Below are 13,610 nucleotides of genomic sequence, written 5' to 3'. Positions count from 1 at the left end.
TGCGCGGTTAGGCTGCCAGCCGTGAACGACGCCCCCATCGGGATCTTCGACAGCGGGGTGGGCGGTCTGACGGTCGCCCGCTCGGTGCTCGACCAGCTCCCGCACGAGCAGCTGCACTACATCGGCGACACGGCCAACGGCCCGTACGGGCCCAAGCCGCTCGCCGCCGTGCGCGCGATGGCGCTCGCGGTCATGGACCGGCTCGTCGACGACGGCGTGAAGATGCTCGTCATCGCGTGCAACTCCGCCTCGGCGGTCGCGCTGCGCGACGCACGCGAGCGGTACACCGTGCGCCGCGGCATCCCCGTGGTCGAGGTGATCCTGCCGGCCGCCCGCCGCGCCGTCGTCGCCTCCCGCTCCGGACGCATCGGCGTCATCGGCACCAAGGCGACGGTGGACTCCCTGGCCTACGACGACGCGTTCGCCGTCACCCCGGGCCTGCAGCTCACGAGCAAGGCGTGCCCGGAGTTCGTCCGACTGGTCGAGGAGGGGACGACGTCCGGCCCCGAGGTGCTGGAGATCGCCGCGGAGTACCTCGGGCCCGTCAAGGCCGCCGGCGTGGACACCCTGGTGCTGGGCTGCACCCACTACCCGTTGCTGACGGGCCCGATCTCCTACGTCATGGGCCAGGACGTCACGCTGGTGTCCTCGGCGGAGGAGACCGCCATGGACGTCTACCGCAAGCTGGTGGAGCACGACCTGGAGCGTCCCCTCGACGCGCCGGCGCCCGTGCACCGGTTCGCCACCACGGGGCACCCGGAACAGTTCGAGCAGCTCGCCCGGCGGTTCCTCGGGCCGGAGGTCGCTCTCGTGGAGGCGGCATGAGGCTCGTACCCGTCGGGGTGTCCGGCTCCCTGCCCGGCCCGGAGTCGCCCGCCTCCTGCTACCTGGTCCAGGCGCACGACGGCGAGCGGTGGTGGAGCCTGGTGCTCGACCTCGGCTCGGGCGCGCTCGGCCCGCTGCAGCGTCACGTCGACCCGTTGGACGTGGACGCCGTCGGGATCTCGCACCTGCACCCCGACCACTGCGCCGACCTCTCCGGGCTGTACGTCTACCTGCGGTACCACCCCGAGCGGGGCTCGCACCGCACCGGCCGGCCGCGCCACCTGGTGGTCCACGGGCCGTCGACGACGCGCGAGCGTGCGGCGGCCATGTACGGCCTGGAGAGCGGCGAGACCATGGACGCCGAGTACGCGTTCCGGACGTGGCAGCCCGGCGTGTCGGTGCAGGTCGGCCCGCTGACGGTGGAGCCGTTCGTGGTCAACCACCCCGTCGAGGCGTACGGCATGCGGGTGACCGGCCCGTCGTCGGACCGCCCGGGGGAGCGGGCGACCCTCGTGTTCTCCGGGGACACGGACCACTGCGACCGGTTGGTCGAGGCCTCGCGCGGGGCCGACCTGCTGCTGTGCGAGGCGGCGTTCCTCGAGGGCCGGGACGACGGCGTCGACGGGATCCACCTGACCGGGCGGCGTGCCGGGAAGGTGGCGGCGAAGGCCGGGGCCGGACGCCTGCTGCTGACGCACCTGACGGTGTGGACCGACTCCGCGCAGACCCTGGCCGAGGCGCGCGAGGAGTACGACGGGCCGCTGGACGTGGCCCGCCCAGGAACGGTCTACGAGCTCTGATGCCGGTGCAGGAGCGCCGCGTCTGGCCCACCGCCGTCGCCGACGCGGTGTGCGTGCTCGTGTTCGCCGTCGTGGGCACCGCGAACCACGCCTCGGGCGGGTCGGTGGCGCACCTGCTCGCCGTGGTGGCGCCGTTCGCCGTCGGCCTGGTGGTCGGCTGGGTGGCGAGTCGCGCCTGGCGCGCGCCGGCGCGGCTCTGGCCGACGGGGGTGGTGGTCTGGTTCGCGACCGTGGCGCTGGGGCTCGTGCTGCGACCGCTGGTGGTGGGCGGGTTCGCCTGGTCGTTCGCCCTGGTGACGGCGGGCTTCCTCGGCGCGACGATGCTCGGCTGGCGGCTGCTCGTCACTCTCGTCCAGCGCCGCTGAACGTCCAGCCCCACCGAAAGTTGTGGGCGCGATTTCTGGCCCGATGTGTCCCTTTTGCCCAGGTATTCGGCCCAGAAATCGCGCCCACAACCGTCGCCGGTGCGGGTGGATCAGAGCGCGGCGGCGATCTGTGCGGCCAGTGCCCGGAACGCCTTGCCGCGATGGCTGATCGCGTTCTTCTCCTCCGGGCTCAGCTCGGCCGACGTGCGCGTGCCGGGCCGGCCGTCCGGCCCCGGGCCCTGCTCGGCCGGGACCAGGATCGGGTCGTACCCGAACCCGTTGACGCCGCGGGGCTCGTGGACCAGCGCGCCCGGCATCTCGCCGAGGCACACCTCCTCGCGGCCGTCCGGGGTGACCAGCGCCGCCGCACAGACGAACGCCGCGCCCCGGTGCGCGTCCCGGACGTCACCGAGCTGGGCGAGCAGCAGGCCGAGGTTGGCGACGTCGTCGCCGTGCCGGCCCGCCCACCGCGCCGAGAAGATGCCCGGGGCCCCGCCGAGCACGTCGACGCTCAGCCCCGAGTCGTCGGCCACGGCGGGCAGACCGGTCGCCGCGGCCAGCGCCCGCGCCTTGATCAGTGCGTTCTCCGCGAACGTCACCCCGTCCTCGACGGGCTCGGTTGCGCCGAGGTCGCCCGCGGTGACGACCGCGTCGTCCGGCAGGGCGTCGAGGCCGGGCTGCGCCCGCAGGATCGCGAGCAGCTCGCGCAGCTTCTTGCGGTTGTGGGTGGCCAGGACGATCCGGGCCGCCGGGGGGACGGCGACAGGGCTGGTCACCGTGCTCAGAGCTCCTGGGCGAGCGCCGCCTGCTGCAGCGCCGTCAGGTCGGCGGTGCCGGCCGTGGCGAGGTCGAGCAGAGCGTCCAGCTCGCCGCGGTGGAACGGGACGCCCTCGGCGGTGCCCTGGACCTCCACGAAGGAGCCGGACCCGGTGGTCACCACGTTCATGTCGGTCTCCGCGCGCACGTCCTCGACGTAGGGCAGGTCGAGCATGGGTACCCCGTCGATGATGCCGACGCTCACGGCCGCGACCGAGTCGGTGAGCACCTGCTTGCCGCCCTTGACGTGCCCGTGCCGGGTGCCCCAGGCGACGGCGTCGACCAGCGCGAGGTAGGCGCCCGTGATGGCTGCGGTGCGGGTCCCGCCGTCGGCCTGGAGCACGTCGCAGTCGAGCACGATGGTGTTCTCGCCCAGCGCCGTCACGTCGACGACGGCGCGCAGCGACCGGCCGATGAGGCGTGAGATCTCGTGGGTGCGCCCGCCGATCTTGCCCTTGACGGACTCGCGCTGGCTGCGGGAGTTGGTGGCGCGGGGGAGCATCGCGTACTCCGCGGTGACCCAGCCCTCGCCGGAGCCCTTCTTCCAGCGCGGCACGCCCTCGGTGAACGAGGCGGTGCACAGCACGCGGGTCTTGCCGAACTCCACGAGCACCGAGCCCTCGGCGTTCTCGCTCCATCCACGGGTGAAGGTCACGGGGCGGAGCTGGTCGGGCGTGCGGCCGTCAGAACGAGGGGAAGTCATGCGCCTCACCCTATCCGGGCCGCCGAATGTCGAGGTTCAGCCCGCAACGGGCCCGCAATACGGTCCGGACCATGACACCCGGCGACAGAGGGTCACATGCCGAAGCGGCGGCGCAGCTCGCGCGCGTGGCGCCGCGAGACCTCCACGCGCGAGCGCTGCCGATCCGCCATGACCACCACGAGAGCGCCCTGGAAGTCGGGGACCAGCTCACGCACGTGGTCGAGGTTCACCAGGTACGACCGGTGCGCCCGGAAGAAGTGCCCGCGCAGCCGACGCTCCAGCTCGTTGAGCGACATGGTCACCAGCAGTCGCTCCTCGGCAAGCTTCAGGTAGGAGTACCCGCGCGCCGCGCTGGCGTAGACGATCGAGCCGCCGTCGACCAGCACCGTGCGCCCGTCCTTCTGCACCGGGATGCGCACCAGCGGCTCGACGTCGCCCCGCGGCGCCGAGTCCGCGGTGCCGGCCGACCCCGCACCGGCCGCCGGGGCCACCGCACCCGGGCTCGCGCCGTCCGACGGCGGAGCGGACCCCGCGCTGGCAGGCGTGGCTCCCGCGGGTGTGCCGTCGTCGGGCCGCAGCGCGCGCTCCAGCGCACGCCGCAGCCGGTCCGCGTCGAACGGCTTGAGGAGGTAGTCCGCCGCGGCGAGGTCGAACGCGTCGACGGCATGGTCCGGGTAGGCCGTGGTGAAGATGACCTTCGGCGGGTCGGGTTGCCGGCGCAGCGCGGCGGCGACCTCCAGGCCGGACCCCCCGGGCATGCGGACGTCGAGCAGCACCAGGTCGTAGTCGAGCGACCCCAGGAGGAGCAGCGCCTCCTCGCCGTTGGTGGCCTCGCCCACCACCTGGACCTGCCCGACCTCCTCGAGCAGGAAGCGCAGCTCGGCCCGGGCCGGGGCCTCGTCGTCCACGATCAGTGCCTTGGGTCGCACGGGCGTCACCTTAGCGGGATCCGGAGATCCACGGTGGTCCCCTTGCCCGGCGTGGACGCGACGTCGAACGAGTACCGGTCCCCGAACAGGGAGTCGAGCCGCTGGGAGATGTTCCACAGGCCGACGCCGGAGTGCCGCGGGTCGGTGTCGCCCGGACGCTGACCGGCCAGCAGCCTGTCCAGGACCTCCGGGGCCATGCCCGCGCCGTCGTCGCTCACCCGGATCGACGTGGTGCGCGTCAACGGGTCCACGCGGGCACGCAGGTGCACCGTGCCGCCCGTGACCGAGTCCGCGATCCCGTGCTTGACGGCGTTCTCCACGATGGGCTGGATCACCAGCACGGGCACGCGCGACGTCAGCACCTGCGGATCGAGGTCGTAGCGCACCCGCAGGCGGTCGCCGAACCGCGCCTGCTCCAGCGAGACGTACGTCCGCACGAAGAAGTACTCCTGGCTGAACTCCGCGAAGTGACCGTCCTGGCGCACCGCGTAGCGGAAGAAGTCGCTCAGGCGCAGCAGCAGCTCGCGGGACTCCTCCGGGTCGGTGCGCGACTTCGAGGCGATCGTGTTGAGGATGTTGAACAGGAAGTGCGGGTTGATCTGCGCCCGCAGGGCGTCCAGCTTGGCGTCCGACGCGAGGTGGCGCTCGCGGTCCATCTCCGCGAGCTCGAGGTGCAGCGAGAGCATCGAGGCCATGTCGTCGACGAGCACGCGCGGCGCCGGCTCGTCGTGGACCCGGTAGACCTTCAGCGTGCCGACCACGCGATCCGCCACGGCCAGCGGGGCGACGACGGCGGTGCGCAGGGGGCAGCCCGGCTCGGGGCAGCCGATCCCGTCCCGCGCGTGCACGACGACGGTGCGCTTCTTGCCGAGCGCGAGGCGCGAGACCCGGGTCTGCAGCGTCCCGCCCACGTGATGGTGGTCGGATCCCGGCCCGACGAACGCCAGCACCTGCTCCGTGTCCGTGATGGCGATGGCGTCGCCGCCCAGCAGCGGGCGGATCAGCTGGGCGGTGCGTCGGGCGGCGTCGGGCGTGAGGCCGTTGCGCAACGGCATCGACCGGCCCGCGGCGGCGATGGTGAGCCCGTCGCGCACCCCCCGAGGGTCCTGGGGCCGGCGGGCGGGACGCCACGACCGCCCGGTGGCTCCGCCGAGCGAGCCGCCACGGGGCCCGCGCAGCGCGGACGGGTAGCCGAGGACGACGACGGTGCTCACCACGAGGCCGGACGCCAGGGTCGGCAGGACGCCGAGCGGGGGAGCGACGAGCACCTGCGTGACCAGGTAGACCGCCGCCCACGCCGCGACGAGGACGCCGGCCAGCAGCCGGCTACCCCCGCGCACGTCGGGTCCTCCGTGCGCCGCGCCGGCGCCGGTTCTCGGCCACGACGAGCCGGGCCAGCCGCTCGGCGTGCCGGTCGGCGGCCGTGCCGTGCATGATGACCCACGACTTCTCCACGTCCGGCGGCGGCGTGGTGCGCAGGGAGACCAGCACGGTGACGGCGGCGGCCAGCGGGGCCGCCACGAGCGTCGGGGTGACCAGCGCGTCCCGCAGCAGGCCGCCGTCCGCGAACAGTCCCGCGGCCAGCATCCCCACCGCGACGGTCATGCCCGTGAGCATGCCGGAGACTGCGCCGCGCGCGGTCGTGCGCGGCCACCAGATCGCCAGCAGGAAGACGGGCGTCAGCGCCGAACCCGCCACGGCGAACGCCCACGTGACCATGGTCGCGACGATCGAGGGCGTGGCGGCCACGAAGGTCTCGGGGCGCAGCGCCAGGCCCAGGCAGGCGGCGGCGCAGGCCGTGAGCAGCGTGGTGATCCGCCCGGCCAGGACGGCCTGACGCTGCGTGGCCCGCGGGTTGATGTGCCGCTCGTAGACGTCGTGGCCCCAGGACGCTGCGGCGGCCAGGAGAAGCCCCGCGATGGTCGACATGACCGCGATGAGCGCTCCCGCGGCGACCACGCCCAGCCCTGCGTCACCGCCGTAGATCCGCCCCAGCACGGGCAGCGCGTGCTCGGGGACGAGCAGCACCCCGTCGACGGTGAGCTCCGCGAGCCACGGATGGTCCGCGACGGCGGTCGGCACGATCTCGCGGGCCGCCGTCCCGAGCATGACCGCCAGCGAGTAGAAGAGTCCGGCCAGGCACAGCACCCACACGGTGGTGGTGCGTGCGGCCGCCCCGGTCGGGGACGTGAAGTAGCGGTTCATGACGTGCGGCAGCCCGGCGGTGCCCATCGCGAGGGTCACGATGAGCGCGAACTGGCCGAGACCGCCGTAGCGGGCACCGGGCTGGCCGAAGACTGCGGCGTCGCCCGGGTGCAGCGCGTTCTGCTCGGTGGCCAGGACGCCGTCGTCGGCCGGGTTCACCAGCGGTGCGGTCGACAGGTCGGAGACGGCGTCGCCGTAGTGGAACCCCTCGCCCAGCACGGTCGCGGCGAGCCAGACGAGGGCACCCAGCAGCAGCAGGAACTGCACCGCCTGCGTCCAGGTGGTCCCGCGCATGCCGCCGAACGCGACGAGCCCCGTGACCACCGCCGTGGAGACCAGGATCCCGGTCGCGTACGGCGAGAGACCGAGGATCCCGGACCCGACGAGGAGCTCCCACGTGATGCCCGACCCGACGGCCTGCGGCACGAGGTAGGACAGGATGACGAGCTGGACCACGCCGACGGCCACGAGCCGCACCTTCTCCGAGCCCAGGCGGCGCCCGAGGAAGTCCGGGATGGAGAACTCGCCGAACCGGCGCAGCGGTGCCGCGACGAAGAGCAGCACGGGGACGAACCCGGCGGCGAACCCGACGGCGTACCAGGCGCCGTCGAGCCCGGTCGCGTAGACGGCGGCGGCCACCCCGAGGAACGACGCCGCCGAGAAGTAGTCCCCGCAGATGGCCCACGCGTTGGTCGCGATGCCGACGCGCTGGCCGGCGAGGTAGAAGTCGACGGTGGACGCGCCGCGAGGGCGCATGACGACGGCGACCACGGTCAGCAGGACGAGAACCGCCGCGAGGGTCAGTGCGCTGGGCCCGGTCACGGGAGGTCACCGGGGGGTTCGTCGGCGGCGGAGAAGCCGTCGTCGCGCGTGTCGTCGAGCATGCGGTGCTCGACCGCCGACATCAGGCGCGCCACCGCGACCCCGAGGACGGCGAAGAAGAGGTAGAGGCCGAACGCCGCGACGAGGAAGCCGGGGCTCATCCCGCCGACCAGGCGCGCCTCCGACCACCAGTCCGACGTCAGCGAGAGCACCGGGAAGGCCGCGACGGCCAGCAGGAACACGACGAAGTAGCCCACTGCCACGCGCCGCAGCGTGCGGAAGGTGGCGTCCACCTCCGCAGGCGTGTGCCGGGCACCGACGTCGTCGTCCATGGACGAGCACCTTACGGAGCGCGGACCCCGAGGGCCAGTGCCGCCCCGGGTCATGCCCCCGACGAGGGCCCGCTCACGACGACGGCGCGGTTCACGGCGACGCGACGGGACGCGTCCGGACGAGCCGTACGCCCGTGGTCAGCAGGATGACGGCCCCACCGAGGCTCATCACCAGCCCGATGCCTGGCATCGCCTGCCCCCAGGCGTCGGTCGCCTCGCTGATCTGGACGAGTCGCAGGAGCTGCCAGCCGGCCACGAAGGCGACGGCGCCGCCGGCGAGGAAGCTGTGCGACACGGCGACCCACCGCCGGGGGATCAGCGCGCCCGCCACGGCGATGAAGCCGCCGCACAGGGTCCACAGCCCCGGGCCTGCGGTACCGCTGATGTTCCCGAGCGGGGTGATCACCCACGGCAGCATGCTGCCGACGATCACGGCCAGTGCACCGACCAGGAGCCCGACGCTGCCGGGGTGCATGATCTGCTTGCGCGGCTTCCGGGCCCGGCCGCCCGCTGCGAGCAGGTTGCCGAGGGATGCGCTCGTCGTCGAGGCCATGGACCGACTGTAGGTGCGTCCGCCCCGTCTGGACCCCCGCGGGTCGGTGAACGGTGCCGTTCGTCCGGCGAGCGGTCGATCGGGCCTGACGAACGGTCACCGGCCGGCCGTGCGCCGGTCGCAGCGCTCTGGGCGCCGTTCGCGGGACGGTCCCCGCCGTCGGGCGGCGAAACCTTGTGAGCAGCACGAACGGTGCGATTCGCTCGGCCGGTACGGGGACGTTCTCCGGGCGACGGTGCCCGGGGTGAACGCGATGAAGGGAGCGTCCGATGACCGATAGCGTGCGCGAGAGCTCACCAGATCCTGGGCCGCCGCCGGCGAACGGCTGGCGGCAGGAGTACTGGAAGAAGAACCTGCGGCTGATGGTGGTGCTGCTCAGCATCTGGTTCGTGGTCTCGTTCGTCTGCGGGATCCTGCTGATCGAACAGCTGAACAACATCGTCGTCTTCGGCTTCCCGCTGGGCCTGTGGTTCGCCCAGCAGGGATCGATCTACACCTTCATCATCCTGATCCTGGTGTACACGCTGCGGATGGACCGGCTCGACGACGAGTACGGCGTCGCCGAGCGCGACGGAGAGGGGAATCGGCTGTGAGCGAGATCCAGGTCTGGTCCCTCGTCTTCGTAGGCATCTCGTTCGCGATCTACCTCACCATCGCGTGGCGCAGCCGCGTGAAGGAGACCAAGGGCTTCTACGTGGCCGGCCAGGGCATCCCTGCGGTCGCCAACGGTGCGGCCGTCGCGGCGGACTGGATGTCCGCGGCGTCGTTCATCTCCATGGCGGGGCTCATCGCCTTCATGGGGTCGGACGGCTCGGTCTACCTCATGGGCTGGACCGGCGGCTACGTGCTGCTGGCCCTCCTGCTGGCGCCCTACCTGCGCAAGTGGGGCAAGTTCACCGTCCCGGAGTTCGTCGGTGACCGGTACTCGGAGTACGTGCGGCTCATCGCCGCGGTCGCCGCGATCATCGTGTCCTTCACGTACGTGGTGGGCCAGATGCGTGGTGGCGGCATCGTGTTCAGCCGCTTCCTCAACCTGTCCATCGAGGGTGGCGTGGCCGTGGCCGCGGCGATCATCTTCCTGTACGCCGTCCTGGGCGGCATGAAGGGCATCACCTGGACCCAGGTGGCCCAGTACACGGTGATGATCGTCGCCTACCTCATCCCGGCGTGGACCATCGCGCAGAAGATGACGGGCTTCCCGGTGCCGCAGGTGACGTTCGGCCAGATCCTGGCCGAGCTCGACGCCCTGAGCGAGAAGTTCGGGCTCGCGCAGTACACCGAGGCGTTCGCCGCTCGGCCGCAGATCGACGTGTTCCTGGTGACGATGTCGCTGATGATCGGTACGGCCGGCCTGCCGCACGTCATCATCCGGTTCTACACGACGAAGTCGGTGCGCGGCGCGCGGTTCTCGGCGTTCTGGGCGCTGTTCTTCATCGGCCTGCTGTACACCACGGCTCCCGCCGTGGGGGCGTTCACCAAGCTGAACCTCATGCAGTCCGTCGACGGCGTGGCGGTCGCCTCGCTGCCGGCCTGGGTCAACAACTGGGCCGCGACCGGACTGGTCACCGTCTCCGACAGCGCATCGACGATCGGCACGTTGAGCAACGACCCGGAGTCGGGTGCCGACCTCATCGTGAACAACGACATCCTCGTGCTCGCCACGCCCGAGATCGCCGGTCTGCCCGCGCCGATCGTCGGCCTGGTCGCAGCGGGCGGTCTGGCCGCGGCGATGTCCACGGCGGCCGGTCTGCTGCTCGTGATCTCCTCCTCCGTCTCGCACGACCTGTACTTCCGGGTCGTCAAGAAGGAGGCCTCGGAGTCGCGGCGTCTGCTCGTGGGCCGCATCGCCATGGGTCTCGCCGTCGTGGTCGCGATCTACGGCGGCATCAACCCGCCGGCGTACGTGGCTCAGGTGGTCGCGTTCGCGTTCGGTCTGGCGGCGTCGACGTTCTTCCCGATCCTCGTGCTGGGTATCTTCTGGAAGCGCGCCAACGCGATCGGTGCCGCGTCGGGCATGATCTCCGGCCTGGTGTTCACGGCGTCCTACATGATCTACACGCTCGACGTGTTCGGGACGTCGGAGCACGAGCACATCCTGGGCATCTCGCCCGAGGGCATCGGTGCTATCGGTGCGCTGGTGAACATCATCGTCACCGTGGTGGTCTCCAGGCTCACGGCGCCACCGTCCGAGCACGTCCAGGAGATGGTCGAGGGCATCCGGTACCCGGCCGCCCGGAAGCAGGTGACCGCTGACGAGTAGTCCTGGGTACGGACGGGGTTCCCTGCTCCGCGCGGTCGCGCTCACGGGCGCTGCGCGCCCTCCGCTTCCGGTCTGACGACCGCGCGGAGCAGGGAACCCCGTCTTTTCGTCCTGCTGGTGGTTCGTGGGACAGGGGTGCGCGAGGCCGGGCACTTCGCGGCGCGGCACGGGAGGGGATGGTGGGTACGTAGGCTGGTCCGGTGCATCTCGTCGCCTCCGACCTCTCCTTCGGCTACCCCGGGCGTCCCGTGCTGGCGGGCGTCGACCTGCGGGTGTCGGACGGCGTGCGGCTCGGCGTCGTCGGCGAGAACGGGTCGGGCAAGTCCACGCTGCTGCACCTGCTCGCCGGGGACCTCGTCCCGTCGTCCGGCGAGGTGCGCCGCAGCGGGACCGTCGGCATCGTGGAACAGGAGCTCGCGGTGCCGCCGGGGCTGACGGTGGGCGACCTGGTCGACGCCACGCTCGCGGACCTGCGGCGGCTTGCCGCCGACCTGGAAGCGGCCGCGGAGGCGTTCGACCACGACGGCGGTGACCTGCGCGAGCTGGGCGACCTGCTGGCCCGGGTAGAGCACCTCGCGGCCTGGGACGCGGACCGGCGCGTGGACGAGGCACTGACCCGGCTCGGCGCCGTGCGTGACCGCGACCGGGCGCTCGAGACCCTGTCCGTCGGGCAGCGCTACCGCGTGCGCCTGGCCTGCCGGCTCGCCGAGCGGGCCGATCTTCTGCTCCTCGACGAACCGACCAACCACCTCGACGACTCCGGGCTGGAGTACCTCACCGAGGCCGTGCTGGGCTGGCACGGCGGGGTCGTCCTCGTCACGCACGACCGCGAGCTCATCGACGACGTCGTCACCGCCGTCTACGACCTCGACCCGTCGATGGACGGCTCACCCGTGCTCTACGGGCAGCCCGGGTACCTCTCCTACCGGTTCGCGAAGAACCAGGCGCTGCAGCGGTGGAAGCAGCGGTACCGGGCCGAGCAGAAGCGGGCCGCGGAGCTGGCGTACCGCCTCGACCGCTCCTACGAGGGCCTCTCGGACGAGTGGCGACCGCCCAAGGGATCGCAGAAGCACCGCCGAGGGACGCGCGCCCGCATCCATGTCAAGGCCGCCGACCGGCTCGTCGAGAAGCTCAAGGCCGAGGCGGTCGACGTCCCGCCCCCGCCGCTGGAGCTCGCCTTCCCGGACCTCCCCGCCCTGTCGCCCGGCTGGGACCCCGCCGAGCCGCTGGTGGACCTGCGCTCCCCGCGCGTCGAGTCGCCGGACGGCGCGGTGCGGCTCGACCTGCCCGGCACGCGGCTGGCCGTCCCGCCGTCGGGCCGGCTCCTCGTCGTCGGCCCCAACGGCACCGGCAAGTCGACGCTGCTCGGCGCGTTCGCCGGCACGTTGCCGCTCGCCCGCGGGACCCGGACGTCCCGGGAGGGCATGCGGATCGGCGTCGTCGGTCAGGAGGGGCGGGTGCCCGACGGCGGCGACGGCGCGAAGCGGTCCGGGTTCGACGCGTACGCGGTCGAGGCGCTCGCCCTGCTGGACCGGGGCGAGCTGGACCCCGACCACCTGGTTCCGGTAGCGGCGCTGGGCCTGCTCACCGAGGACGAGCTCGAGCGGCCCCTGCGCGAGCTGAGCGTGGGGCAGCGGCGGCGCTTCGACATCGCGCTCGCGCTCCTGCACGCACCGCACCTCCTGGTGCTCGACGAGCCGACCAACCACCTGTCGGTGGACCTGGTCGACGCGCTGACGATCGCGTTCGAGCGGACGTCCGCGGCCGTCGTCGTCGCCACGCACGACCGGCGGATGCGCGCGGACCTCGCGGGCTGGCCGGTCCTGGCGCTGGGATAGGGCGCAGCTCAGTCGAGCCGGCCGACGTGCGCCATCGCCTGGCGGACCAGCGCCCCCTGGCCGTTGACCATCTCGGCCTGCACGGTGTCGCTGCACGCCTCCTCGGGCGTGAGCCAGGCGAGGTCGAGCGCGTTCTGCTGCGGGCGGCAGTCACCGTTGACGGGCACCACGTAGGCCAGCGAGATCGCGTGCTGGCGCGGGTCGTGGAACGGGGTGATGCCCGGGGTCGGAAAGTACTCGGCGACGGTGAACGGCTGGGGCGACGCCGGCACCTGCGGCAGCGCGACCGGGCCGAGATCCTTCTCGATGTGCCGCAGCAGCGCGTCGCGCACCCGCTCGTGGTAGAGCACCCGGCCGGTGACGAGCGCACGGGTCATGCTGCCGAGCGGGGTGGCGCGCAGCAGCAGGCCGACGGCGACCACGTCGCCCGACTCGTCGACCCGCACGGGCACGGCGTCGACGTACACCAGCGGCAGCTGGGCACGGACGGCGGCGATCTCCTCAGGGGTCAGCCATCCGGCCCGCCCGGTCGGGTGCTCGTGCTCGTCGTCCGGAGGGAACTCGGCGGTGTCGGTCACCCTTCGTTTCTATCAGCCCGACGGCGGTCGCGGCCTGCGCTGGAGCCCCGGCCCGAGTGACGTGGGCCACGCCCGGTCCGCCTCCGGCGGAATACCTGGACGAGCCGGGACGCTGTGCTCAAGAGGCAACCCCCACGAGAGGACTTCGTATGGCTACCGTCGAGCTCACCGACACCACCTTCGAGCAGGCGATCAAGGACAACGACATCGTGCTGGTGGACTTCTGGGCCTCCTGGTGCGGCCCGTGCCGCCAGTTCGCGCCGGTGTTCGAGGCGTCGAGCGAGGAGAACACCGACGTCGTGCACGCCAAGATCGACACCGAAGCGCAGCAGCAGATCGCGGCCGCGGCGGGTGTCACGGCGATCCCGACGCTCATGGCGTTCCGCGAGGGAGTCCTGGTCTTCAACCAGGCCGGTGCCCTCCCGGGCCCGCAGCTCAAGCAGGTCGTCGAGGCCGTCAAGGGCCTCGACATGGACGAGGTGCGCACGCAGATCGCCGCCGCGTCCAACGGCGAGCAGCAGGGCTGAGCGCGCAGGGCGCGCACGCAGGGCCGAGCGCCCCTCAGCGCAGGACGGCCGCCGCCG

The 13,610-nt window shown here is 72.6% G+C and carries 15 protein-coding genes; 7 read left to right on the top strand and 8 right to left on the bottom strand.

Annotated features, from left to right (window positions below; translation table 11 throughout):
- Positions 1 to 21: 21 nt before the first annotated feature.
- Genes murI through ACWAT2_RS11760 form a run of 3 tightly spaced genes read left to right on the top strand, consistent with a single transcriptional unit; the run spans position 22 to position 1,990 of the window.
- Positions 22 to 825 carry a glutamate racemase gene (gene murI / locus ACWAT2_RS11770; RefSeq protein ID WP_402376209.1) on the top strand — a complete coding sequence of 268 codons (804 nt, stop codon included), beginning with the start codon at positions 22 to 24 and terminating at the stop codon, positions 823 to 825.
- Positions 822 to 1,625 carry an MBL fold metallo-hydrolase gene (locus ACWAT2_RS11765; RefSeq protein WP_402376211.1) on the top strand — a complete coding sequence of 268 codons (804 nt, stop codon included), beginning with the start codon at positions 822 to 824 and terminating at the stop codon, positions 1,623 to 1,625. The genes murI and ACWAT2_RS11765 overlap by 4 nt, the downstream gene beginning before the upstream one ends.
- Positions 1,625 to 1,990 (top strand): DUF3054 domain-containing protein, encoded by a 366-nt coding sequence (locus tag ACWAT2_RS11760; protein WP_402376214.1) that lies wholly within the window; start codon positions 1,625 to 1,627, stop codon positions 1,988 to 1,990. The genes ACWAT2_RS11765 and ACWAT2_RS11760 overlap by 1 nt, the downstream gene beginning before the upstream one ends.
- A 110-nt stretch (positions 1,991 to 2,100) precedes the next feature.
- Here ACWAT2_RS11760 and rdgB read toward each other — a convergent pair whose 3' ends face one another.
- From rdgB to ACWAT2_RS11725, 7 genes are all read right to left on the bottom strand, one after another.
- Positions 2,101 to 2,766, bottom strand: a complete 666-nt coding sequence (gene rdgB, locus ACWAT2_RS11755; RefSeq protein ID WP_402376216.1) for an RdgB/HAM1 family non-canonical purine NTP pyrophosphatase — start codon at positions 2,764 to 2,766, stop codon at positions 2,101 to 2,103.
- 5 nt (positions 2,767 to 2,771) lie between these two features.
- On the bottom strand, positions 2,772 to 3,509 hold the full coding sequence (gene rph / locus ACWAT2_RS11750) for a ribonuclease PH (RefSeq protein WP_402376219.1): 738 nt from the start codon (positions 3,507 to 3,509) through the stop codon (positions 2,772 to 2,774).
- A gap of 92 nt (positions 3,510 to 3,601) precedes the next feature.
- Positions 3,602 to 4,438, bottom strand: a complete 837-nt coding sequence (locus ACWAT2_RS11745; protein WP_402376222.1) for a LytR/AlgR family response regulator transcription factor — start codon at positions 4,436 to 4,438, stop codon at positions 3,602 to 3,604.
- 5 nt (positions 4,439 to 4,443) lie between these two features.
- Positions 4,444 to 5,778, bottom strand: coding sequence for a histidine kinase (locus ACWAT2_RS11740; RefSeq protein WP_402376223.1), 1,335 nt, complete (start codon positions 5,776 to 5,778; stop codon positions 4,444 to 4,446).
- Entirely contained in the window at positions 5,765 to 7,465 is a 1,701-nt protein-coding gene (locus ACWAT2_RS11735; RefSeq protein ID WP_402376225.1) for a sodium/solute symporter, read from the bottom strand. Before ACWAT2_RS11735 ends, ACWAT2_RS11740 begins: the two co-directional genes overlap by 14 nt.
- Complete coding sequence (locus ACWAT2_RS11730; protein WP_402376228.1) at positions 7,462 to 7,797, bottom strand: hypothetical protein; 336 nt, start codon at positions 7,795 to 7,797, stop codon at positions 7,462 to 7,464. The genes ACWAT2_RS11735 and ACWAT2_RS11730 overlap by 4 nt, the downstream gene beginning before the upstream one ends.
- A 91-nt stretch (positions 7,798 to 7,888) precedes the next feature.
- A complete protein-coding gene (locus ACWAT2_RS11725; protein ID WP_402376230.1) occupies positions 7,889 to 8,350 on the bottom strand; it encodes a hypothetical protein in 462 nt (153 codons plus the stop codon).
- A gap of 269 nt (positions 8,351 to 8,619) precedes the next feature.
- Here ACWAT2_RS11725 and ACWAT2_RS11720 point away from each other — a divergent pair, with 269 nt between their 5' ends.
- From ACWAT2_RS11720 to ACWAT2_RS11710, 3 genes are all read left to right on the top strand, one after another.
- Positions 8,620 to 8,943, top strand: a complete 324-nt coding sequence (locus tag ACWAT2_RS11720; protein ID WP_402376232.1) for a DUF4212 domain-containing protein — start codon at positions 8,620 to 8,622, stop codon at positions 8,941 to 8,943.
- Positions 8,940 to 10,610 (top strand): sodium:solute symporter family protein, encoded by a 1,671-nt coding sequence (locus tag ACWAT2_RS11715; RefSeq protein WP_402376234.1) that lies wholly within the window; start codon positions 8,940 to 8,942, stop codon positions 10,608 to 10,610. Before ACWAT2_RS11720 ends, ACWAT2_RS11715 begins: the two co-directional genes overlap by 4 nt.
- Before the next feature lie 200 nt (positions 10,611 to 10,810).
- Positions 10,811 to 12,448: an ATP-binding cassette domain-containing protein gene (locus ACWAT2_RS11710; RefSeq protein WP_402376237.1), complete on the top strand. Its 1,638-nt coding sequence runs from the start codon at positions 10,811 to 10,813 to the stop codon at positions 12,446 to 12,448.
- 8 nt (positions 12,449 to 12,456) lie between these two features.
- On the opposite strand, the gene ACWAT2_RS11705 is transcribed toward ACWAT2_RS11710, so the two are convergent.
- Positions 12,457 to 13,026: an NUDIX hydrolase family protein gene (locus ACWAT2_RS11705; protein ID WP_402376240.1), complete on the bottom strand. Its 570-nt coding sequence runs from the start codon at positions 13,024 to 13,026 to the stop codon at positions 12,457 to 12,459.
- A 149-nt stretch (positions 13,027 to 13,175) separates the two neighbouring features.
- On the opposite strand from ACWAT2_RS11705, the gene trxA reads away from it, so the two are divergent.
- Positions 13,176 to 13,553: a thioredoxin gene (trxA, locus tag ACWAT2_RS11700; protein WP_402376243.1), complete on the top strand. Its 378-nt coding sequence runs from the start codon at positions 13,176 to 13,178 to the stop codon at positions 13,551 to 13,553.
- Positions 13,554 to 13,610: the final 57 nt, after the last annotated feature.

Source organism: Isoptericola sp. GX10416, from assembly GCF_056590155.1.
Note: the sequence above shows the minus strand (reverse complement) of the source record. Positions and strands in the feature narration are given on the sequence as shown.